This is a genomic window from Pseudomonas sp. MWU12-3103b, from assembly GCF_023100615.1.
In the GTDB taxonomy this organism is placed as follows: Bacteria; Pseudomonadota; Gammaproteobacteria; order Pseudomonadales; family Pseudomonadaceae; genus Aquipseudomonas; species Aquipseudomonas putida_A.
The window spans coordinates 412,911-435,004 of the sequence record NZ_JALMEY010000002.1; the positions used below are offsets into that span (position 1 = coordinate 412,911).

24 protein-coding genes are annotated in these 22,094 nt (G+C 59.6%); 12 read left to right on the forward strand and 12 right to left on the reverse strand.

What is annotated here, in order from left to right; all coding sequences use genetic code 11:
* Window positions 1–136 precede the first annotated feature (136 nt).
* Window positions 137–952 (forward strand): UDP-2,3-diacylglucosamine diphosphatase, encoded by an 816-nt coding sequence (locus tag M0808_RS05615; RefSeq protein WP_041073087.1) that lies wholly within the window; start codon window positions 137–139, stop codon window positions 950–952.
* A 120-nt stretch (window positions 953–1,072) separates the two neighbouring features.
* Here the strand turns inward: M0808_RS05615 and M0808_RS05620 are convergent, their stop codons facing one another.
* Both M0808_RS05620 and M0808_RS05625 read right to left on the reverse strand, forming a co-directional pair.
* Window positions 1,073–1,663, reverse strand: coding sequence for an HD domain-containing protein (locus tag M0808_RS05620; protein ID WP_247840246.1), 591 nt, complete (start codon window positions 1,661–1,663; stop codon window positions 1,073–1,075).
* 26 nt (window positions 1,664–1,689) lie between these two features.
* The gene (locus M0808_RS05625) at window positions 1,690–2,001 is read right to left on the reverse strand and encodes a DUF962 domain-containing protein (RefSeq protein ID WP_003222750.1); all 312 of its coding nucleotides are present in this window, start codon (window positions 1,999–2,001) and stop codon (window positions 1,690–1,692) included.
* Between the two features lie 164 nt (window positions 2,002–2,165).
* Here M0808_RS05625 and M0808_RS05630 point away from each other — a divergent pair, with 164 nt between their 5' ends.
* Window positions 2,166–3,221 (forward strand): AraC family transcriptional regulator, encoded by a 1,056-nt coding sequence (locus M0808_RS05630; RefSeq protein WP_209318229.1) that lies wholly within the window; start codon window positions 2,166–2,168, stop codon window positions 3,219–3,221.
* Here the strand turns inward: M0808_RS05630 and M0808_RS05635 are convergent.
* Window positions 3,178–4,632, reverse strand: a complete 1,455-nt coding sequence (locus M0808_RS05635) for a TrkH family potassium uptake protein (protein WP_097090175.1) — start codon at window positions 4,630–4,632, stop codon at window positions 3,178–3,180. The genes M0808_RS05630 and M0808_RS05635 overlap by 44 nt on opposite strands.
* 121 nt (window positions 4,633–4,753) lie before the next feature.
* Here M0808_RS05635 and M0808_RS05640 point away from each other — a divergent pair, with 121 nt between their 5' ends.
* Window positions 4,754–5,320, forward strand: a complete 567-nt coding sequence (locus M0808_RS05640) for a nitroreductase family protein (RefSeq protein WP_139054138.1) — start codon at window positions 4,754–4,756, stop codon at window positions 5,318–5,320.
* 60 nt (window positions 5,321–5,380) lie between these two features.
* Here the strand turns inward: M0808_RS05640 and M0808_RS05645 are convergent, their stop codons facing one another.
* The 6 genes from M0808_RS05645 to M0808_RS05670 all read right to left on the reverse strand — a co-directional run bounded on the left by M0808_RS05645 (window position 5,381) and on the right by M0808_RS05670 (window position 9,842).
* The gene (locus tag M0808_RS05645; protein ID WP_098967782.1) at window positions 5,381–6,721 is read right to left on the reverse strand and encodes a HAMP domain-containing sensor histidine kinase; all 1,341 of its coding nucleotides are present in this window, start codon (window positions 6,719–6,721) and stop codon (window positions 5,381–5,383) included.
* 181 nt (window positions 6,722–6,902) lie between these two features.
* Entirely contained in the window at window positions 6,903–7,352 is a 450-nt protein-coding gene (locus M0808_RS05650; RefSeq protein ID WP_098967784.1) for an LTXXQ domain protein, read from the reverse strand.
* A 199-nt stretch (window positions 7,353–7,551) separates the two neighbouring features.
* Window positions 7,552–8,229: a response regulator transcription factor gene (locus M0808_RS05655; protein ID WP_007966021.1), complete on the reverse strand. Its 678-nt coding sequence runs from the start codon at window positions 8,227–8,229 to the stop codon at window positions 7,552–7,554.
* Between the two features lie 7 nt (window positions 8,230–8,236).
* Window positions 8,237–8,647 carry a translation initiation factor 2 gene (locus M0808_RS05660; RefSeq protein ID WP_027613976.1) on the reverse strand — a complete coding sequence of 137 codons (411 nt, stop codon included), beginning with the start codon at window positions 8,645–8,647 and terminating at the stop codon, window positions 8,237–8,239.
* A 297-nt stretch (window positions 8,648–8,944) separates the two neighbouring features.
* A complete protein-coding gene (locus M0808_RS05665) occupies window positions 8,945–9,244 on the reverse strand; it encodes a YciI family protein (RefSeq protein WP_007966019.1) in 300 nt (99 codons plus the stop codon).
* Between the two features lies 1 nt (window position 9,245).
* Window positions 9,246–9,842, reverse strand: coding sequence for a septation protein A (locus tag M0808_RS05670; RefSeq protein WP_027613975.1), 597 nt, complete (start codon window positions 9,840–9,842; stop codon window positions 9,246–9,248).
* A gap of 87 nt (window positions 9,843–9,929) precedes the next feature.
* On the opposite strand from M0808_RS05670, the gene M0808_RS05675 reads away from it, so the two are divergent.
* The 6 genes from M0808_RS05675 to rluB all read left to right on the forward strand — a co-directional run bounded on the left by M0808_RS05675 (window position 9,930) and on the right by rluB (window position 14,932).
* The gene (locus tag M0808_RS05675; protein WP_027613974.1) at window positions 9,930–10,793 is read left to right on the forward strand and encodes a PHP domain-containing protein; all 864 of its coding nucleotides are present in this window, start codon (window positions 9,930–9,932) and stop codon (window positions 10,791–10,793) included.
* A gap of 13 nt (window positions 10,794–10,806) precedes the next feature.
* Window positions 10,807–11,436, forward strand: a complete 630-nt coding sequence (locus tag M0808_RS05680; RefSeq protein WP_007966016.1) for an L-threonylcarbamoyladenylate synthase — start codon at window positions 10,807–10,809, stop codon at window positions 11,434–11,436.
* A gap of 123 nt (window positions 11,437–11,559) precedes the next feature.
* Window positions 11,560–12,258 carry a ScpA family protein gene (locus tag M0808_RS05685; RefSeq protein WP_171061841.1) on the forward strand — a complete coding sequence of 233 codons (699 nt, stop codon included), beginning with the start codon at window positions 11,560–11,562 and terminating at the stop codon, window positions 12,256–12,258.
* An 11-nt stretch (window positions 12,259–12,269) separates the two neighbouring features.
* Window positions 12,270–13,247, forward strand: coding sequence for an SMC-Scp complex subunit ScpB (gene scpB, locus M0808_RS05690; RefSeq protein ID WP_247840248.1), 978 nt, complete (start codon window positions 12,270–12,272; stop codon window positions 13,245–13,247).
* A gap of 136 nt (window positions 13,248–13,383) precedes the next feature.
* A complete protein-coding gene (locus M0808_RS05695) occupies window positions 13,384–13,575 on the forward strand; it encodes a DUF1289 domain-containing protein (protein WP_047292462.1) in 192 nt (63 codons plus the stop codon).
* 142 nt (window positions 13,576–13,717) lie between these two features.
* Window positions 13,718–14,932 (forward strand): 23S rRNA pseudouridine(2605) synthase RluB, encoded by a 1,215-nt coding sequence (gene rluB, locus M0808_RS05700; protein ID WP_247840250.1) that lies wholly within the window; start codon window positions 13,718–13,720, stop codon window positions 14,930–14,932.
* Window positions 14,933–15,150: 218 nt separating this feature from the next.
* Here rluB and M0808_RS05705 read toward each other — a convergent pair whose 3' ends face one another.
* Both M0808_RS05705 and M0808_RS05710 read right to left on the reverse strand, forming a co-directional pair.
* The gene (locus M0808_RS05705; protein ID WP_041073062.1) at window positions 15,151–16,116 is read right to left on the reverse strand and encodes a hypothetical protein; all 966 of its coding nucleotides are present in this window, start codon (window positions 16,114–16,116) and stop codon (window positions 15,151–15,153) included.
* Between the two features lie 71 nt (window positions 16,117–16,187).
* Window positions 16,188–16,325 carry a hypothetical protein gene (locus tag M0808_RS05710; protein WP_003222780.1) on the reverse strand — a complete coding sequence of 46 codons (138 nt, stop codon included), beginning with the start codon at window positions 16,323–16,325 and terminating at the stop codon, window positions 16,188–16,190.
* A gap of 893 nt (window positions 16,326–17,218) precedes the next feature.
* Here M0808_RS05710 and M0808_RS05715 point away from each other — a divergent pair.
* Window positions 17,219–18,640 carry an amino acid permease gene (locus M0808_RS05715; RefSeq protein WP_135295198.1) on the forward strand — a complete coding sequence of 474 codons (1,422 nt, stop codon included), beginning with the start codon at window positions 17,219–17,221 and terminating at the stop codon, window positions 18,638–18,640.
* 54 nt (window positions 18,641–18,694) lie between these two features.
* Here the strand turns inward: M0808_RS05715 and M0808_RS05720 are convergent, their stop codons facing one another.
* Complete coding sequence (locus tag M0808_RS05720; RefSeq protein WP_098967790.1) at window positions 18,695–20,044, reverse strand: serine hydroxymethyltransferase; 1,350 nt, start codon at window positions 20,042–20,044, stop codon at window positions 18,695–18,697.
* A 570-nt stretch (window positions 20,045–20,614) separates the two neighbouring features.
* Here M0808_RS05720 and M0808_RS05725 point away from each other — a divergent pair.
* Together M0808_RS05725 and M0808_RS05730 are read left to right on the forward strand one after the other, a co-directional pair.
* Window positions 20,615–21,220 (forward strand): helix-turn-helix transcriptional regulator, encoded by a 606-nt coding sequence (locus tag M0808_RS05725; protein ID WP_247840252.1) that lies wholly within the window; start codon window positions 20,615–20,617, stop codon window positions 21,218–21,220.
* Window positions 21,204–22,079, forward strand: a complete 876-nt coding sequence (locus M0808_RS05730; protein ID WP_139054133.1) for a queuosine precursor transporter — start codon at window positions 21,204–21,206, stop codon at window positions 22,077–22,079. The genes M0808_RS05725 and M0808_RS05730 overlap by 17 nt, the downstream gene beginning before the upstream one ends.
* Window positions 22,080–22,094: the final 15 nt, after the last annotated feature.

Consider the following 22,094-nt stretch of genomic DNA (forward strand, 5'->3'; position numbering starts at 1 on the left):
GGAAGAAGTCTCCGAAGTGAGCGCCAGTCTACACCGGGGCGACGGGCTTGCGCGCTGTCACACGACTGACGCCTGTCTGTCATGGTCGATTCACCCGGCACGTGCACAGTGGCGAAAACATCGCAGAGGGTTGCCCATGACCAGCGCCGAGCTCGCCAGACCCAGCCGCAAACAACGGGTGCGTACCTTGTGGATTTCCGACGTGCACCTGGGCACGCGGGATTGCCAGGCCGAGCACTTGTCGCAATTTCTCAAGGGCTACCACGCCGACAAGATCTATCTGGTCGGTGACATCATCGACGGCTGGAAGCTGCGCGGTGGCATGTACTGGCCGCAGGCGCACACCAACGTGATCCGTCGCCTGCTGACCATGAGCAAGCGCGGCACCGAGGTGATCTACGTCACCGGCAACCATGATGAATTCCTGCGCCGTTATTCGAAGCTGATCCTCGGCAACATCCAGTTGGTCGACGAGGCCGTTCACGTCACGGCGGATGGCCGGCACCTGCTGGTGATCCATGGCGACCAGTTCGACGTGATCACCCGCTACCACCGCTGGCTGGCCTTCCTCGGCGACTCGGCCTACGAATTCACCCTGACCCTCAACCGCTGGCTCAATCACTGGCGAGCGCGTTATGGCTACGGCTACTGGTCGTTGTCGGCGTACCTGAAACACAAGGTGAAGACGGCAGTGAGCTTCATCAGCGACTTCGAAGAAGCCATCGCCCACGAATGCGTGAAACGCGAATTGCACGGCGTGGTCTGCGGGCACATTCACCATGCCGAGATCCGCAAGGTCGGCGAGGTGGATTACCTCAATTGCGGCGATTGGGTGGAGTCGTGCACGGCGTTGATCGAGCACTGGGACGGCACGATCGAGCTGTATCGCCTGGCGGATGCGCAGGCGCGGGAGGCACAGCTCAAGGCGGCCAAGGTTGCCGAGATTGCCTAGACCCCAGATATATCCTGTGGGAGGGGGCTTGCTCCCGAATGCGGTGTATCAGTAAGTACATGTTTATCTGACACACCGCCTTCGGGAGCAAGCCCCCTCCCACATTGATCTGTGGTGTTCTCAGGCCGGGCTGTGTTCTTCCATCGCCGCCTTGTAGATCGAGTGCTTCGGCTGGGCAAACAACCGCTCCATCATCGGCTCGAAGAAGCTCAGCGGCAGGGTTTCATAGGCCGGGTCGAACGCCGCCGCATCGTACCTGGCGCAAAATTCCGCCGTCGCCTGATACTGCGGATGCGCGGCGAATTGCTCGCGCAGATGCCGATCCATGCCCAGGTGATGGAAGAAGTAATAACCCTGAAAGATCCCGTGCTTCTCGACCATCCACAGATTCTCGGCACTGACGAACGGTTTGAGAATCGCCGCCGCGATGTCCGGGTGGTTGTAGGAGCCGAGGGTGTCGCCAATATCATGCAGCAGCGCACAGACCACGTATTCCTCGTCACGACCATCGCGATAGGCGCGGGTCGCGGTTTGCAGCGAATGGGTCAGGCGATCCACCGGGAAGCCGCCGAAGTCACCTTCCAGCAACTTCAGGTGCGCGACGATCCGCGACGGCAATTGCCGAGCGTAGGCGCTGAAGTCCGCGGCGATGATCGCCCAGTCTTCCTGCGTGCCGTCCTGCATGTGAGTGAAGCGGGCATTGGCGTTCATCGGCAAGCCTCCAGGTGTGTCGGGGTTCAGAACGCCACGCGGCCGAGGATCATGTCGCGGTACATGACGAAATCGCCGAGCAGGCTGTACAGCGGATGCTGGAAAGTCGCCGGACGGTTCTTTTCAAAGAAGAAGTGGCCGACCCAGGCAAAGCTGTAACCGGCCAGCGGCAGGGCCAGCAACAGCAGCCAAGCGCCTTTGGCGATGGTCATGGCCAGAATGAAAATCACCAGCGTGGTGCCGATGAAATGCAATCGTCGGCAGGTACTGTTGGCGTGTTCGCTGAGGTAATACGGGTAGAACTCGGCGAAAGTGTTGAATTGCTTGATGTTTTCCACGACTGCGATCTCTGTGGTTATTGTTCTGACGGCAAGTTGTTCGGCGGGTAGCTTATTTGAGTCTAGAGTGAACACTGGCATCAGCCAGTGACAATGGGCGCCACTTTAGTATCCTTCGCAAATCGGGTCGTAACATGCGATCCATCATGTAAAAGAATAACGCCATGAGCGAACGAACGACTTCTGCAAGCTGGGCGATGGGGATTGTCAAAGCATTGGAGATGGACGGCCTGGATTGCCGGGTACTGTTCAAGCAACTGGGGCTCGATTACGCGGCCCTGGATGATCCGGATGCGCGCTTCCCGCAAGATTCCATGACCCGCCTCTGGCAACGGGCGGTCGAGCTGTCCGGCAACCCGGCGATCGGCCTGAACATGGGCAAGGTGGTACGCCCGGCGTCGTTCCACGTTGCCGGCTATGCCTTGATGTCGAGCAACACCCTGGCCGAAGGCTTTCAACGCCTGGTGCGTTATCAGCGGATTATCGCCGAGAGCGCCGACCTGAGTTTTCGTCTGCTCGAAGAAGGCTATGCGCTGATTCTGACGGTGCATGGCGATCACCTGCCGCCAACCCGGCAGAGCGCAGAAGCCTCGCTGGCCTGTGCGCTTGGCCTGTGCGGCTGGTTGACCGGACGCACCCTGCACCCGGTCAAAGTGCTGTTTCAGGGTGACGAACCCGCAGACCTGCAACCCTACCGACAAGCCTTCCACGCGCCGCTGATGTTCAACGCGCCGTACGATGCGCTGATTTTCGAACGCGCCGACATGGAAGCACCGCTGCCCACCGCCAACGAAGCCATGGCGCTGCTGCACGACCGGTTTGCCGGGGAATACCTGGCGCGATTCTCTGAAAGCCGCGTGACCCACAAGGCGCGCCAGGTGTTATGCCGTTTACTGCCGCAGGGCGAACCCAAGCGCGATACCGTGGCGCAGACCCTGCATCTGTCGCAGCGCACCTTGCAGCGCCGGTTGCAGGAGGAGGGCACCAGTTTTCAGCAGTTGCTCGACGACACCCGCCGCGAACTGGCCGAGCAGTATCTGGCGCAGCCGAACATGACCTTGCTGGAGATTGCCTATCTGCTGGGGTTTGCCGATCCGAGCAACTTCTTCCGCGCGTTTCGCCGCTGGTTCGACACCACGCCCGGCGATTACCGGGCGCGGCTGTTGCAGGCGCCGGTCAGTGACGCCAAAAGGCTGGAATACACAGCACAAACACCGTAATGATCTCCAGTCGGCCGAGCAGCATGCCGAACGACAGAATCCACTTCGCGGCATCCGGCAAGGTGGCAAAGTTGCCCGCCGGGCCGATGGTCTCGCCCAGGCCCGGGCCGACGCCGGACACGGTGCTGGCAGCGCCGGTCAACGCGGTCATCCAGTCGACGCCGAGCAGCGACAGCAGCAGGGCGATCACGCAGATGGTGATGGCGAAGAAGAACGAAAAGGTCAGGATCGAACGCACGATCTCTTCGTCGAGACGGTGACCGTTGTACTTCTGCTTGATCACCGCGCGCGGGTGAATCAGCTGGTTAAGGTTGGCCTTGAGCAGGATGTAGGCGACCTGGAAACGGAAGATCTTGATCCCGCCCGCCGTCGAGCCGGAGCAGCCGCCGACAAAGCCCAGATAGAAAAACAGCATCAGCGAGAAATTGCCCCACAGGCTGTAGTCGCCGAGGGCAAAACCGGTGGTGGTGACCACCGACGTTACGTTCAGCGCCACGTGCCGCAGCGCTTCCAGCCAGTGCAGCTTGGTGGTCCACCAATACCAGGTGCCGAGCACCAGCCAGGTCACCAGCAACATGCCGAGCAAACCCTGCACTTGCTGATCCTTGATCAGCGCACGACGGTTGCCGCGCATGGTCGCCACGTACAGCGTGAACGGCAGGCTGCCGAGAATCATCACGACCACCGCGACCCAGTGCACCGCCGGTTGCGTCCACTTCGCCAGGGACTGGTCGGAGGTCGAGAAACCGCCGGTGGAAATCGCCGACATCGCGTGGTTGATCGCATCGAACGGGCTCATCCCGGCCCACCAGAACGCCAGGCTGCCGAGGATGGTGATACCGACGTAGGCCGCCACAATCAGGCGCGCCACCATGTGCGAGCGCGGCATGACCTTTTCCGAGCGGTCGGATGACTCGGTCTGGAACAGGCGCATGCCACCGATGCGCAGCAACGGCAGAATCGCCACCGCCATGCCGATGAAGCCGATGCCGCCGAGCCAGTGCAGCAGCGAGCGCCACATCAGAATGCCGGGGGACATGGTGTCGAGCCCGCTGAGCACGGTCGAGCCGGTGGCGGTGATGCCGGACATGCTTTCGAAGAACGAGTCGGTGTAGCTGATGTGCTGGGTCAGCAAAAACGGCAGCGCGGCGAAAATGCACACCACCAGCCAGCTGCTGACGGTCAGCAGGTACATGTCGCGCGGGCGCAGGTGAATGTGCTCGGGGCGGCCGGGGATCACCAGCGCGAGGCCGGCGAGGAAAGTGATCATGCTCGCCCAGAGGAACGACGGCAGATCGCCGGTGCGCTCGAAAATCACCAGAGTGGCCATGGGCACAACCATGGCGATGGCCAGGGTGATCAGGAAGATGCCGATGATGAAACCAATGATCCGTAAGGTCGGCAACGCCATGAAGTCCGCTCGGGCTGATGTAGGAAGGGCGCCATTCTACCCGTGGGGCAGGGCATGTAAACCGGCACCCTGTTGCCGGATACCGCTAGAATAGCCGCACATTTTTCTCAGGAGGTGGCCGATGCAGGCTCTCGACGCTTTGCTCAACCGTGTTTCCGTTCCACGCCTGGTCGAACCGGCCCCTACCGCCGAGCAGCGCGAAGCCCTGTTTGGCGCAGCCCTGCGCGCACCGGATCACGGCCACTTGCAGCCGTACCGTTTCCTCACCGTCGAAGGCGCGGCACGTGAGCAAATGGGCGAGTTGCTGGCCGAAGCGGCGCAGATGCAGGAAGGCGAAGTCACTGAAGCGATGATCGACAAGGCGCGCAACGGCCCGCTGCGGGCGCCGCTGGTGGTCGTGGTGATCGCGAAACTGCAGGATCACGTCAAGTATCCGAAGGCCGAGCAGTTGTTGGCGGCGGGGTGTGCGGCTCACGGGATTCTGCTGGCGGCGTACGCGCAGGGGATTGGTGCGGTGTGGCGTACCGGTGATCTGGCTTATTCGGCGCACGTGGCCAAGGGGCTGGGCCTGGCTGAAGACGAACAAGTGATTGCCTTTCTGTACCTCGGCACGCCGCAGAAAGAACCGCGTGTGGCGGAGAAGGTTGATCTGACCGAATTCGTCAGCGCCTGGCCTTCCAAGGCCTGAACATCAAAAGCCCCTCACCCTAACCCTCTCCCTCCGGGAGAGGGCTGGGGTGAGGGGCTTTTAAGGCTGGACAATTGCCCCTGGCACCAACGGCAATTCCAGGCTGGCGACAAACCCGCCCTCAGGATGATTGGCCAGCAGCAGACTCCCGCCATGCCGCTCCGCCGCGCGCTTGGCAATCGCCAGGCCCAGACCATGCCCGGCCGCCGTCTGCCCCGGCGCCCGGTAGAACGGTTCGCCCAACTGGCTCAGATGCTCGGCCTGCACACCCGGCCCGTGGTCGCGCACACTCACCACAATTCGTTCGCCCTGACGTGTGGCCTGCAATTCGATTGCCTGCCCCACCGGGTTGAAGCGTTGGGCGTTGCGCAGCAGGTTGTCTACGGCGCGCTCGATCATGGTCGGCCAGCCGGTCAGTGTCAGGTGTGGTTCGGCATCCAGGCGCACGGTCTGCTCCGGCGAGCCAAGTTGCGCGTCTTTCTGCAAGGTGCCGAGCAGCGCATTCAGGTCTACCGCTTCGGCACTGGCGTTGTCGGCATCGACCCGTGCCAGCACCAGAATCTCGCTGATCAGCGCTTCCAGCCGATCACATTCGCGGGTCAGGCGTGGCCAGAGCTTTTCCCGTTCTTCCGGGTTGGCCCGTTCCGCCAGTGCCAGCGCAATCCGCAGTCGCGCCAAAGGTGAGCGCAGTTCGTGGGACACATCGCGCAGCAACTGGCGCTGACTGCCGATCAGGCTTTGCAGGCGCGCGCCCATGCGGTTGAAGTCGTTGGCCAGCACGCCGAATTCATCGCGACGGTTGGCCAGTTTCGCCAGGCTGTTCTGCTGATAGGTGGTCTGCCCCAGATCATGCACCGCACCGCGTAAACGACTGAGCGGGCGGGTGATGGAGAAGGTCACCAGCAGGCTGAACAGGGTCAGCACCACCAGCGCAATGCCCAGCGCACTCAGCGGCCAGAGCAGGCTTTCGCGGTGCCAGGCATCGAGTTCCGGGTGCGGGATGCGGAAGATGAACAGGTAGGTGTCGCCGGTTTTTTCGCTGGTGAATTCGTCGGTCAGGCGCCGCCAGGGCAGGCGTCGGTCATCGTTGTTCTGCCGGGCTTCGAAGGCGGCGGCGCGACGCGGGAAGGTGCCACGCACCACCGGGTCGCCGCTTTCGTTCAGCACCTGGACATCGATGTGATATTGGCGTTTGCGCTGTTCGAGGATGTCCTGCGCGGCGTCTTCGCCCTGGGCTTCGTAGGTTTGCGTCCATTCGGCGGCCAGGGTGTTGAGGCCGGGATGGCGGCTGAGGATCCACGCGTCCTGGTTGAGCATGTGCCCGAGCAGAATCGACAGCCCCGCCACCAGAGCAATGGCCAGCCAGAAGCTCGCGAGAATACGCCAGAACAATGAACGCACAGAAAATCCTCAATCAAACAAAAAACTCAACAATGTGGGAACGGGCTTGCTCGCGAATGCGGTGTGTCAGTCAACATTACTTTGTCTGATACACCGCATTCGCGAGCAAGCCCGCTCCCACATTTGGATTGAGTGGCAACAGAACCGACGGCGCTTAGCCGTCGGATCCGAGGTTATCGCATTATTGCGCTTTTTGCGGTTGTTGCGCTTTCCACGCTTTGAACTCGGCCCATTCGGCGCGGCGTTCAGCCTGTTTCTTCTGGATCTCGTCGAATTTCTTCTGTTGATCCGGTTTCAGCAGGTTGCGTACGTCAGCTTCGGCTTTCTTGTGGTTGGCGGCCATCTCGTCTTTCATGGCTTTCTGGTCAGTCGGCGAGAGTTTTTCCAGGTACTTCTCGACTACCTGGCGACGCTCATGCATCTGCTCGCCCATGATCTTGCGGATCTGATCACGTTGTTCACGGGACAGGTCGAGTTGGCTGTACGGGCCTTTGCCGTGCTCGCCGTGCATCTGACCGCCGTGGCGTGGGCCGTCGAGCGGGCCACCCATCGGGCCACCATCCTGTGGCATGGCCATGGCGACGGTTGGCAGAGCGGCAGCGAACATCAGAGCGATAAGAGTCTTGCGCATGGTGTATCTCCTTGTCTCGTTCCCGGTACGTTCCGGATGAGTTCAGATTACGGAGATCAAGGTCAGCGGCGGTCAGCGCTGCGTAAAGCTTGGGTAAAGACGCTTCGTACCCTGCCTGACAAATATCACTGGCACTGCGCCTGTGGCGAGGGAGCAAGCTCCCTCGCCACATATAGCATTCAGGCAGGTATTCCCCGATTTACAGGCTGTAGTAGTAACCGCGGCTGCGCAGGGCGACGATTCGCGGGCGACCGTCGGGGTGGGGGCCGATCTTCTTGCGCAGGTTGCTGACGTGCATGTCGAGGCTGCGGTCGTACAGGGTCAGTTTGCGGCCGAGGGCCAGTTGCGCCAGTTCCTGTTTGTCCAGCGGCTCGCCGGGCTGCTTGAGCAGGGCTTCGAGCAAACGACTTTCGGAAACGGTGAGAGTCAGTTCTTTCTCGTCGATGCTGACCACGCCACGCACCGGGCTGAAGCTCAGGTCGCCGAGTTCGAGCTGGGTCGACACGGCAGCCGGGTGACTGCGGCGCAGCACGGCGCGCAGGCGCGCGGTGAGTTCACGCGGATCGCAGGGTTTGGCCAGGTAATCGTCGGCGCCCAGCTCCAGACCGAGGATGCGATCCAGCGGTTCGCCCCGGGCCGAGAGCATCAGCACCGGCAAATCGGCGTGTTCGCTGCGCAATTGCTTGAGCAGTTCCAGACCGCTGCCGTCGGGCAGCATCACGTCCAGCACCACCGCCGCCGGGGCGGATTCGGCCAACGCTTTGCGCGCGCTCTGGCCATCGTGGCAGGCGCGTACCTGGAAGCCTTCCTGGCTCAGCCAGCTACTCAGGAGTTCGCACAACTCCTGGTCATCATCAATCAGTAACAGCTCGCTCATGACTCACTCAATTTAGCCATTGCCGACGTTTTCGGCTTGCTCCACTGGCAAAGATACCGCACAGCAGCGCCAATAGCGCTACCCCGGCGCCGGTGACGAACCATTGCTGCTGTTCGGTCAACAGACGCGGCAAGGGACTGGCCTGGGCTTCCTTGAGTTGCAGCTTCAGGCGCTGGTTCTCCTGACGCAACCGGGCAAGCTGGGCGCTTTCGCGGGTGTTATCGGCATTTTGCAGTTGTTTGCTCAGTTCTTCCCGCTGCTGCTCGCTGGCCTTCAGGCGCTGCTGCAGTTCGGTAATCTGACTGCCGGCACTTAACGACAATGGCGTGGAGCTGCCGCTTTCGGTGGTTTCCTCACCATGGGCGGGCGCCATGATCGACAACGTGACCCACATCAGACACAACGGACCTTTGCGCATTGCGATTCCTGCTTGCAAATGGATATTGGGCAGGTTGTCGGCAGGCAAACGAGAATAATGAGCGATTGAGAGCGGTTAGAACCGGGAAGGTTCAGTGCTTGGAGTGGGTTGAGTGTGGCGAGAGAGCTGTTGTGGTGAGGGGATTCAGCGAAACGTCGCACCGCCCCGATGGGCTGCGAAGCAGACCTGAAATGGGAGCATGCGGTGTGTCAGGCACACCGCATTGGATGGCTTTGGGTTGCTGCGCAACCATCGGGGATAAATCCCCTCGCCACAGAGCCCCTCCACATTCCTTGGTTACGGCAAAACTTGCTTGAACGGCTTGACGATCACGTTGGCGTACACGCCGGCGGCGATGTACGGATCGGCGTCGGCCCAGGCCTGGGCGGCGCTCAGGGAGTCGAATTCGGCGACGATCAGGCTGCCGGTGAAACCCGCAGCGCCCGGATCATTGCTGTCGACCGCCGGGTGCGGGCCGGCCAGTACGATGCGGCCTTCGCCCTTGAGCACTTGCAGGCGTTCGAGGTGGGCCGGGCGCGCGGCGAGGCGGGCTTCGAGCGAGTTGGCGACGTCGGTGGCAATGATTGCGTAAAGCATGTCAGTCCTCGGTTTTTGGCGTTGTGGTATCGGCGTCATGCAGATGGCGGGACAGGTAGATGCCCTGACCGACCAGGAACAGCACGGTCATGCCCAGGCTGCCGAACACCTTGAAGTCGACCCAGATGCTCTGGAAGGTGAACGCCACGAACAGGTTGGCAGCCCCGCAGAACAGGAAAAAGGCGATCCAGGCGATGTTCAGGCGGGTCCAGACCGGATCCGGCAGGGTCAGCGCGTGGCCCATGATGCGTTTGATCAGCAGGCGGTCACCGATGAAGTGGCTGCCGATGAAGGCCAGGGCGAACAGCCAGTTGACCACCGGGGCTTTCCATTTGAGGAAGGTCTCGCTGTGGAAGGCCAGGGTCAGGCTGCCGAACACCAGGCAGGCGATCAGGGTCAGCCATTGGCTCTTTTCCAGCTTGCGCTGTTTGATGAACAACGCGCCGTAGACCACCAGGGAGCTGATGATCAGCATCGCCGTGGCGCTGTAAATACCGCCTACAGTGACCTCGTGGCCGGCGATATCGACAACCCGTGGATCAAGTTTGTAAACGATGAAGAACAGCAGAAGCGGGATGAAATCGATGAATTGTTTCACAGTGAGAGCCAGAAGCTGGATGTGGCGGCATAATAACAAACATATGGGCGCGCGATAGCGCCAGCTGATTTGAGGTTACAACTCCCCGTGAATGTTGATTTGCACTGCCACAGCACGGCCTCCGATGGCGCCCTGGCGCCGGCGGTTCTGGTTGCGCGTGCGTTCGAAAACGGCGTGCGAGTCCTGGCGTTGACCGATCATGACACCCTCGAAGGCCTCGCCGAAGCGCGCAGCGCCGCCGAAGAACTGGGCATGCAACTGGTCAATGGTGTCGAACTGTCCTGCACCTGGGGCGGCGCGACCATCCATGTACTGGGCTACGGTTTCGACGTCAACGCCGCGCCATTGGTCGAGGCGATCGCCAGATTGCACGATGGCCGCTGGCTGCGGTCGGAAGAAATAAGCCGCAAGCTCGGCCTCAAAGGTATGCCCGGTGCCCTCGACGGTGCCCGGCAGATCCAGCAGGAGCTGGGCGACAGCGGCAACGCCCCGGCCCGTCCGCATTTTGCCGACTGGATGGTGCGTGAAGGTTTTGTAAAGGATCGCGCCGAGGCGTTCCGTAAATGGCTCGGCGCCGGCAAGCTGGGTGACGTCAAGCAACACTGGCCGACGCTGGAAGACACCGTCGGCACCCTGCGCGCCGCCGGAGCGTGGGTCAGTCTGGCGCATCCATGGCACTACGATTTCACCCGCAGCAAGCGCCGAAAGCTGATTGCCGACTATATTCAAGCGGGCGGGCATGCAATCGAAGTGGTCAATGGCCATCAGCCCGCGGAACAGGTCGGCAGCCTGGCAATCCTTGCCCGCGAGTTCGGTCTGCTGGTCAGCGCCGGCAGTGATTTCCATGGCCCTGGAGGCTGGTCCGAGATTGGCCAGTACCGGCCGGTTCCCGAGGACCTTCCACCCCTGTGGTGTCGGTTCAAACATGACACAGATATTGCCGCCGTCTGAACAGGTAGAAAACGTGAGTCAATTTTTCCAGATCCATCCGGAAAACCCGCAAGCGCGCCTGATCAAACAGGCAGTCGAGATCATCCGCAAGGGCGGGGTGGTGATTTATCCCACGGACTCTTCCTACGCCATCGGTTGCCAGATCGGCGACAAGACCGCGATTGAGCGCGTGCGACGCCTGCGTCAGCTCGACGAGAAGCACAACTTCGCGCTGATCTGCAGCGACCTGTCGCAACTGGGCAACTACGCCAAGATCGACACCGGCACCTTCCGCATTCTCAAGGCGCATCTGCCGGGGCCTTACACTTTTATCCTCAACGCCACCCGTGAAGTGCCGCGCCTGTTGCTGCATCCGAAAAAACGCACCATCGGCCTGCGGGTGCCGAGCCATCCGATAGCCCTGGCGTTGCTGGCCGAACTCGGCGAGCCGCTGATGAGCGTGACCCTGATCATGCCCGGCGATGAAGATCCATTGAGCGACCCGTACGAAATGCGCCAATTGCTCGAACACCAGGTGGACCTGATCATCGACGGCGGTTTTGGCGGGATCAAGGCGTCCACCGTGATTGACCTGACCGGCGACGACCCGGAAGTGATCCGCGTCGGTTGCGGCGACCCCGCGCCGTTCATGGTCGAGGCCTGAATGTCCGCAGTGGAAACCGTTGTCGATCCCCAGGCCGGCGCCCAGCAGGAACTGCCGTTTGCCATGGTCTATGGCCAGGCGGTCACGGAAATGCCGCTGGACCTGTACATCCCGCCGGATGCGCTGGAAGTGTTTCTCGAAGCCTTCGAAGGCCCGCTCGACTTGCTGCTGTACCTGATCCGCAAACAGAACATCAACATCCTCGACATCCCGGTGGCGGAAATCACCCGCCAGTACATGGGCTATGTCGAATTGATGCAGTCGGTGCGTCTGGAGCTGGCCGCCGAGTATCTGGTGATGGCGGCGATGCTGGCCGAGATCAAATCACGGATGCTCTTGCCGCGCGCCGAAACCGTCGAAGACGAAGAGGATGACCCGCGCGCCGAACTGATCCGTCGCCTGCAGGAATACGAGCGCTTCAAGGCTGCCGCCGAAGGCATCGATGGCCTGAGCCGGGTCGGTCGCGATGTGGTCGTGCCCAAGCTCGACGCCCCGGAAGCCCGGGCGCGCAAGCTGTTGCCGGATGTCGCGCTGGAAGAGATTCTGATGTCCATGGCCGAAGTGCTGCGCCGGGGCGACATGTTCGAGAGCCACCAGGTCAGTCGCGAGGCACTGTCGACCCGCGAGCGCATGAGCGATGTGCTGGAACGGCTCAAGGGCGGCGGTTTTGTACCGTTCGTCGAGCTGTTCACCGCCGAGGAAGGTCGCCTCGGCGTGGTGGTGACCTTTATGGCGATCCTTGAACTGGTCAAGGAATCCTTGGTCGAGCTGGTGCAGAATGAGCCGTTCGCCGCGATCCACGTGCGAGCCCGAGCCGAATAACGAGTCGAAACATGAACCTGACTGAACCCCGCGAGCTGGCGCCCCTGCTTGAAGCCTTTCTGTTGGCCTCGGGAAAACCGCAATCGCTTGAACGCCTTTACGAACTGTTCGAAGAAGGCGAACGACCGGAACCTGCGGTCTTCAAGAAAGCCCTGAGCCTGCTGGCCAAGTCCTGCGAGGGCCGCGCGTTCGAGCTCAAGGAAGTCGCCTCCGGCTACCGCCTGCAGATCCGCGAGAAGTTTTCGCCGTGGGTCGGACGTTTGTGGGAAGAACGTCCGCAGCGCTATTCCCGGGCACTGCTGGAAACCATGGCGCTGATTGCCTATCGCCAGCCGATCACCCGCGGCGAGATTGAAGACGTGCGGGGTGTGGCGGTCAATACCAACATCGTCAAGACGCTGATCGAGCGCGAGTGGATCCGCATCGTCGGTTACCGCGATGTGCCGGGCAAACCGGCGATGTTCGCCACTACCAAGGCGTTTCTCGATCACTTCAACCTGAAGAACCTCGAAGACCTGCCACCGCTGGCTGAGCTGCGCGAGATGGAAACCGAGCCGGTCCTCGATTTTGACGACGCACCGGTACCGCAGGGTCTGCAGGAACAGGCCGACGCCAGCGCCGAGCCGGAAGAACCGAAGGAAGAAACCAGTTTCCACACGCTGTTGCTGGAGCTGGACAGCATGGAGGAGGGGATCAAGACCGACTTCGACGATCTGTTGCGCGATGCTGCGGATGGTGAAGCGTCGACGACTGAGCCGGAAGCCGAGACCGTCGAACCGGCGATTGACGTTGAACTTGAGGCCGAGCCTGAAGCCGAACCGGAAGAGGACGTGCTGGGCGTTGCCGAGGCCCGGGAAAAACTCCTGGCCGCCGTCGCCGCCCTCGAACAACCGGTGCCAGAACCTGAACCCGAGCTGAGCGAAGAAGAAGCCGAAGCCCGTGCGCTGGCGGAAGCCATCGAAGCCGAACGCCGCGAGTTCGAGGACTGACCGAGGAGCAATGAGGCCCCTGTGGGAGCGAGCTTGCTCGCGAAAGCGGAGTGTCATTCAAAGATGATGCGTCTGACATGCCGCCTTCGCGAGCAAGCTCGCTCCCACAGGGCTCAGCGTAAGCCAGGAATATCAAATGAGTTCCACCAAAGACCCGTGCATCAGCCTGTGCAAGTTCAGCGACGACATCTGTCTCGGCTGTGGCCGCAGCAAGCGCGAGATCCGTGCCTGGAAGAAACTCGACAAGGACGACAAGCGCACGGTGCTGGCCGAAGCCGCGCTGCGCCTGATCAAACTTGGTGGCGCCGGTCGGCGGAAAAAGAAATAACTGGCGATCGATCAGCTAGTCTCTGATGCGCGATGGCGCACATCCGCGTATGATTCGCGACCCTTCGGCGATCCCTTCGCCCGAAAACCAGATTTCAATGCTTCAGGCGTCGCCTGAACAGACCACACCGGGAGGTGCCCAGATGAGTGACATCAATCAGCAAGACGACCAGGAAATCGGCCCAGCAGGCGAAAAACTGCAGAAAGTCCTCGCCCGTATCGGCGTTGGGTCGCGCCGTGACGTCGAAGCCTGGATCAGCCAGGGCCGGATCAAGGTCAATGGCAAAGACGCCACCCTCGGCCTGCGCGTCGACATGCACGACGCCATCACCATCGATGGCAAGGTGATCAAGCGCGAAGAGGCTGCCGAGTCGGTACGCCGCGTGATCATGTACAACAAGCCCGATGGCGAAATCTGCACCCGTGACGACCCGGAAGGCCGTCCGACCGTGTTCGACAAGCTGCCGCGTCCGAAAGAAGGCCGCTGGATCAACATCGGTCGTCTCGACATCAACACCACCGGTCTGCTGATGTTCACCACCGACGGTGAGCTGGCCAACCGTCTGATGCACCCGTCCTACGAGATGGATCGTGAGTACGCCGTGCGCGTCCGCGGTGAAGTCGACGACGAAATGATCGAGCGCCTGAAGGCGGGCGTGGTGCTGGAAGACGGCCCGGCACGTTTCACCGACATTCAACAGGCACCGGGCGGCGAAGGCTTCAACCACTGGTATCACTGCGTGGTGATGGAAGGCCGTAACCGTGAGGTTCGTCGTCTGTGGGAATCTCAAGGGCTGGTGGTCAGCCGTCTGAAGCGCGTGCGTTTCGGTCCGGTGTTCCTCAATTCTGACCTGCCGATGGGCCGCTGGCGCGAAATGAGCCAGTACGAAGTCGATGTACTGAGTGCTGAAGTCGGCCTGACGCCAGTAGCGATGCCGCAACTCAACGCCAAGAGCAAGGACAAGCTGGAACGTATGCAGCGCAAATCGTCGCGGCCGATGGCCAAGACCGAGCGCGTGCGTACCCTGCGTCCTGCCGCTGGCGCGCCGACCGGTCCGCGTCCGAGCCGTGAGCCGCAGATCGAAGGCGAGCGTCCGGGTCGCAAGCCGGCTGCACGTCCGGATGGCGAGCGCGCTTCGCGTGGTCGTACCGAGCGTGGCGAAGGTCGTGCTCCGGCCGGTCGTGGTACGCCGGTAGCGGATCGTCCTGCCGACACCACCAACAAGCGTCCGGCCAAGCCTGCACCGAAGCGTCCGGGGATCAAACTGGTCGACGGCGACAAGCCGTCGGGCAAGCGTCGTGGTGCTCCGGCCGGTTCCGGCCAGCGTCCGGGCTTCGGTCGCAAGAAGCCGGAATAAGGCAGCTGTGAGCTTTGAGCGGCAAGCTTCGAGCTAAAGCAAAAACGCCAACCGCAGGGTTGGCGTTTTTTTTCGTCTGGCGAAAGTATTGTGTTGCCTGAGCCGGCCTCTTCGCGAGCAAGCCCGCTCCCACATTGGATCAGCGTCGAACACAAATCCTACTGTGGGAGCGGGCTTGCTCGCGAAGAGGCCAGTGGCTTCAATAAAGAAAAATCAGGCTAGAACACAAACCGCCCATCAAACACCGGCTTGTCATCCAGCGCCAACACCCCGCCAGAGAAGATCAGGTCCAGGTGATGACTGCCCTTGGCCCCACCGCCCAGTCCCAGATGCAACCCACAATGCCGCTCTTCGAACCCGGCATTGCGCGCATACAGATCTTTCACCCCTTCATTGGTACCAATCCCCAATTCCTCGATGCGTCGGTTTGACGGGTTGGCGTCCAGGTATTTGTTGAAATCGTGTTCCAGCCCCGGCACATCGGTGGCGATGCGGCTGATGGTCGAGTTCTCGATCCACAGTTCCAGTGGCGACTCCAGCACGCCGTACTTGCGTGCAAACGGGATGGTGCTGAGGAACGTGCCCTTGAATTTCACATGGCCGTTGATGGCTTCGCTGTGGGTGGCGATTTCGCCGGGGGCCAGGTCGAAGTTGCCGACACCGTTGATGTCGGTCCACTTCTTGATGCTGCTCAGCGGCGTTTCAAACCAGGAGCCGTGGTCGTCCTTGAAGCTCAGCGTCGTCGCTTGGGACATGCGCTGGATCAAGTGGCTGTTGAGCCCGGCGATGCGCTGCGGGGTGACGCTGAAAGTGTCGTAGAAATAGTCGCCGTAATCCTTGAACAGCAGCGACTTCTTCCAGTTTTCCGCCATCACGCCCTGCAGGGCGCGAACGAACTCCGGGCCGTCGGGGCGCGGGTTGGGCAGGGTGGAAGAGTCGTAGAAGAAAATGTACAGATCGCTGTCGGCAATCGCCGCGGTCAGCGTTGCGGTGCTTTCCAGGTCCAGGCGACGGGCACTGAACGTGAAGCGGGGATGATCGCCGGCCTGTTCGGCGATGGCGCCGGTCAGGGCTTCGTAATCGGCGGTATGGCCGAGCAGTACCTTCGCCGAATCGAGACCGGCAAGGGCAGGGTGATGTTCGAGGTAGTAAAGGAAATGCGAGATCGCGCGGGGCTTATCCATGAGTCCTCCCTGACTGACCGTGAAGAAAGCGGCAGGCACGACCGGCCGGATCGTGCCTGCCCGGGGATGTCTTACAGAGGCCACATCGCCGTGCCGAACGGAACCACCGCGTCGGCTTGCATCATTTCCACAGCCGCCTCATGGGTCGGTGCTTCGAACCATTCGTCCAGTTGCAGTTCGGTGTCCAGGTCTTTTTCCAGTGCTTGCATGGTCGATCTCCTAGATGACTTTCGCGGTTATGACTGGCCGGTCGAGTTGGCCGGCAAGACGTGAAGAACCTAGTTCAGGGTGTTTTGTAATGCAAAAAATTATTTATTTAAAATTTAAATAAACTTTTTATTCTGTTTTCAAGCGGCGATTTTCTTATTTGAAAACAAAAAAGTAAGCGGCAACTTTCGTTAGCAAGCTTGCTACCGTCAATTTGCAGACGTCCTACAGAATTTTCCGAAATGGAAAATCTGCGTTACGCGTCGTAAAGAAAAGTTTACGAAAACCCCGGTAAAGCCCAGTGGATTTACCCCCTTGCCGAGGCTGTAAGGAAAACCTGCCGAAGCCCGGCTGCAAAGGCGTCGCGCAGGGCTCTGGCGCGCTTGTTTCAGCGCTGTTTGCAGGGTGAGATGCGCCTCATGCCTGTCGTGCAGGTGCATAACAAGAAGGAGGCGCAATGAACGCCGTGATCGATCTCCACTTCTCTGCGCGGGACGTTTTTTTCCTCGTCCCCGTCGATGGCCTGCAAAGGCCTGACTCAATTTTTGCAGCCGCCCGAGTGTCTCGAGGCGGACCCACGCAATCCCGGCAAGCGCCACGCTGATCCAGCGGGGTCTGGCAGCAGGGGGTTAGCGGTGTACAATGCGCCGCGTTTTAACTGTGACCCTCTGCGTAATCGCGCAAACCTCAAGGTTATCCGCCTTGTTCACTCCGCCACGTCACAAGCGTGTCGGGTTCGATTTCGTCACAGATAAAAACAAACAGGTGACGCATGACCGTTGTAAAAACGCTGAATTCCTGGTGCTTGCGCTGGGGTTTGATCGGGGTTGTCTGAAATCGCAACCTTGCAGCAACGTCTACTGAACATCATCAAACCTTGCGTGAGACCTTTTTCATGAGTGGACAACCCTCGCAATCAGGCGAGCTGAAACGCGGCCTGAAAAATCGCCATATTCAACTGATCGCCCTCGGTGGCGCGATCGGTACCGGATTGTTCCTCGGCTCGGCCGGGGTCCTGAAATCCGCCGGCCCGTCGATGATCCTCGGCTACGCCATCTGCGGCTTCATCGCCTTCATGATCATGCGCCAGCTCGGCGAGATGATCGTCGAAGAGCCGGTGGCCGGTTCCTTCAGTCATTTCGCGCACAAGTACTGGGGCGGTTTTGCCGGTTTCCTGTCGGGCTGGAACTGCTGGATTCTGTACATTCTGGTGGGCATGTCGGAGCTGACTGCAGTCGGCAAATACATCCATTACTGGGCGCCGGACATCCCGACCTGGGTCACCGCCGCCGCCTTCTTCGTGCTGATCAACGCGATCAACCTGGCCAACGTCAAAGTCTTCGGGGAGGCCGAATTCTGGTTCGCGATCATCAAAGTCGTGGCGATCGTCGGCATGATTGCGCTGGGCAGCTACCTGCTGGTCAGCGGCCATGGCGGCCCGCAGGCCTCGGTCAGCAACCTGTGGTCGCACGGCGGGTTCTTCCCCAACGGCGTCAGCGGTCTGGTGATGGCCATGGCGATCATCATGTTCTCCTTCGGTGGCCTGGAAATGCTCGGTTTCACCGCAGCCGAAGCCGACAAGCCGAAGACCGTGATCCCGAAAGCGATCAACCAGGTGATCTACCGCATCCTGATTTTCTACATCGGCGCGCTGGTGATCCTGCTGTCGCTGACTCCTTGGGACAGCCTGCTGGCAACCCTCAACGCGTCCGGCGATTCGTACAGCGGCAGCCCGTTCGTGCAGGTGTTCTCGATGCTCGGTAGCAACACCGCCGCGCACATCCTCAACTTCGTGGTGCTGACCGCGGCGCTGTCGGTGTACAACAGCGGCACCTACTGCAACAGCCGCATGCTGCTGGGCATGGCCGAGCAGGGCGATGCGCCGAAAGGTCTGGCGAAAATCGACAAGCGCGGCGTGCCGGTGCGTTCGATCCTGGCGTCGGCAGCGGTCACGCTGGTGGCGGTGTTGCTCAACTATCTGATCCCGCAGCAGGCGCTGGAACTGCTGATGTCGCTGGTGGTTGCAACGCTGGTGATCAACTGGGCGATGATCAGCTTCTCGCACTTCAAGTTCCGTCAACACATGAACAAGACGCAGCAGACACCACTGTTCAAGGCGCTGTGGTACCCGTACGGCAACTACATCTGCCTGGCGTTCGTGGTGTTCATCCTTGGCGTGATGCTGCTGATCCCGGGCATCCAGATCTCGGTGTATGCGATTCCGGTGTGGGTCGTGTTCATGTGGGTCTGCTACGTGATCAAGAACAAGCGTGGAGCGCAGCAGGCGCTGCACGCGGCGGGTTCTGCCGCGAAGTAAGCCAGACGCAGAAAGTGAGAAACCCGGCCAATGTGCCGGGTTTTTTATTGGTCGTCAGACGTATTCGGCGATGGGATGGGCTGTGCAGAACGCTTCGGTCTGCAACCGGAATTGCTCGCGCAAGGCCGGTTCCAGCAGGTAATCCTGCTCGCTGATCGGTCTCACACTGTCGAGGATCCGGCAGATCAGATCGACGATCTGGCGACATCCCCGCGGATCGATTCTGCGCTGCGCGATGGAGCCCGTGCCGATGCGCAGACCGCTGGTAATGAGTGAAGGGCGTGTCTCGCCCGGTACACGATATTTGTCCACGATAATTGCGCAACGCTCCAGCGCCGACTCGGCAATGGCGCCGGTGATGCCGCCACGCAACCGAATCAATACCGTATGGTTTTCACTGCCCCCGCCGACGACTTCGTAGTCGTGAGCCTGAAAGGCGCTGGCGAACTCGTCAGCCGTGCTACGAACCCGCCCCATGCTTCTGTCGAACTCCGTGGACTTTGCGTAAGCCAGAGCCGCCGCCTTCGCAGCGATCATGTTGACGGCAGGCGCACCCTGCATTCGCGGATAAACGGCCTGGTCGAGGGCGCGGCTGAATGTCGTCCTCAAGCCGGGCACCTTGGTGTTCGCCGCTTGACCCGAAAGGATCAGACCGCCACGCGGGCCCATGAGTTGTTTGTGGGTGCAGGTGGTGGTGACGTGTGCGACGTCGATCGGACTGGGATGCCGCCCTGTGGCAACCAGTCCGGCGATATGCGAAATATCGGCGAGCAGGATGGCGCCGGCTTCATCGGCAATCTCGCGAAATCGTTGGAAATCGATGACCCGTGAGTACGCCGTCGCGCCGCACATGATGATGCGTGGGCGATGGGCGAGCGCCAGTTTGCGCACCTGGTCGTAATCGATGACCCCCGCTGAAGTCGTGCCGTACCGAATCGCCTTGTAGTAAATGCCGGCGAATGAGGTGGAACTGCCATGGGTATGATGGCCGCCGTATTTGACGCCCATTCCCAGCAAGGTATCGCCTGGTTCGAGCAGGGCGGTCAGCACGTGGTAATTGGCGTTTGATGCCGAATGCGATTGCACGCTTGCGTACTGGGCATCGAACAGTTCCCGCGCTCTGCGGATGGCAAGCGCTTCGACCAGATCGACGTTTTCGCACCCGCCGCCGTAACGTCTGCCGGGCAACCCCTCGGCCGTCACATTGACCAGTGCCGAAGCGGAGGCGGCCAGGGTCATGGGCCTGACGGCGCAAGAGGAGGAGACCAGCGACAGCACCTGGTGCTGACGGGCAACTTCCGCGTCGAGGATCCCTGCCAGTTCGGCGTCTTGCGCCCACAGATCCGCCAGGCCCCGTTGCAGCAGATCGGCCTGGTTCATGAGCGGTTCGGTATGGACTGCCATTGTCTGTATTCCTTCCCTGTGTGCAGCGCGCTGCGAACGAGCGCGACTTCCTTGGTTTTACCGGAGGGTGCGTGCGTTTCTGCCCTTGCCCGACCGGATACAGCGGATTCCTTGTTTTCGCGGCAGTGCGCGCAAACTAATCTCTGTATCGACGGCCCGTTTTCTGCTGACTGCGGTCGCTGCCGACAGCCCGGTTGCCCGACGCATCATAGGTTTTTCACGGCGGAACACCAGAAAATTAATCAGAAAAATGAACATTGTTCAAATAAAATGATTCTTTTCGCCGGGCCTCAGGGTGTAAAACTGCAGGCGGGAAGGATCGCTATTCACGAGATTCTGCTGGCCGATAAGCAGAACTGACGGGTCAGTACAGAATTCGAATTGTTCTTTCTGGTTAACACCAGCGGTGTTGTTGACACTATGTTTATGCCGAAATCAGGGAGGGGGAATGCTATGATCTGCCGCGGCTCTAATACCCGTATAACTATTTCCTAGTGGACCTGTTGAGTCCCTGAATGATGATTCGAGGGGTATTTTCAAATTGCCTTTATAAAAGACGGTAAGCATTCCATGCACAGAAGAGAACGATCGGAGAATCTGAAGAACAATATCAAGTACCTGATAAAGAGTCGTGGGGAAACGCAGCTGTCGTTATGTAATTCCAGTGGACTGACCCGAACCACGATCTACAACATTCTTGAAGGTAAAGTGGTCAACGTACAGCAGTCCACTGTGCGCAAGATTTCCGACTTTTTCGGAGTGTCCTACGAAGAGATAGAGACGATCTCGTTTGAAGAAAAGGAAATCATCGACAGCAGCATCTCGCCGCAGGGCAACATGAACCCGGCGGCAGTGCCTGTCATCAAGGAAAGTCTGCTTCTGCAGAATCTGGATAAGCGAATCGGCGAGTTGGCGACGATTTTTCCACTGACTTACTATTTTGGAACGTCCTTCAATTTGATAGGCGTCCTGCTGGAAAATGAAGTCAGTGGCATGAATGAACCGGGCGACCTGCTGATCGTGCAGAAGGGCGCGGCAAGTATCGACAAGGAAAAACTGGTGTATGACAAAGTCAGCAAAAGGTTATTCATAACGACTGATGTTGATCTTGCGCTGGAGAGTGTTTGTGTGATCGGGGATGTAATCGAGGAACGATTTAATGGATTGCAGCGTTGAAAGGGAAAACACCAAGTATAAGTTGTTGGGGTTCGAAAACGGAAAAAGCCTGGCGGTGATCATGGTCATTGCGACAGGCAAGATAATTAAAATAAAGCTGAGTGAAGTGTTGAATAGTGAGATTATGGATAATCTGAACAAGATAGAAGTAAAGAATCTGTACAAGAAATTCTACTCCCAGGGAGGGTCGCTTACCGCTTATGAAATAAATGATCGCCACGAGAGTTCCTGGATGATTTATATCATTCTGAACCTGATGCTGTTCACGCTTTATATTTTTACCAGCATTGCGGCGACCAAGCCTATCTATCTGGAATATTTTGATATTGTCGTAACGCCGGGTACTTTCCTGTATCCGCTGACGTTTTTGATCGTCGACTTGCTGAATGAAACCTTCGGCCTCCGGTTGGCGCGCAAGGCGATACTCTTCGCGTTCATCAGTAATGCGGCCATTATCATTTTGCTGGCCATGACTACCTACCTTCCCGGGCTACCCGGGTGGAAACTCGACGGGCCTTACAATGATGTGATCAGTCAGTTGTCGTCGGTGCTGATAGCTTCGTCTGTATCGTTTCTGGTGTCGGAAAATATAAACTCTTATCTGTTGTGCAAAATCAAAGAACTGACCAACTCCCGATTTCTCTTCTTGCGGGTGTTTCTGAGTACTTTGTTTGCGGTGATAATCGACAGTTTTCTTTTCTGCTACATCGCCTTTTACGGGACGATGGAGAACAGCGCGATACTCAGCATGATTTACGTCCAGATCGCGATAAAGGTCGGTTTTGCGTTCTTCAATATCATGCCGGCATACGGTGCCAGGTCATTGTTCAAGAGGTATCTGACGGGTAGTCAGGCTTGATGGATTAAATAATGC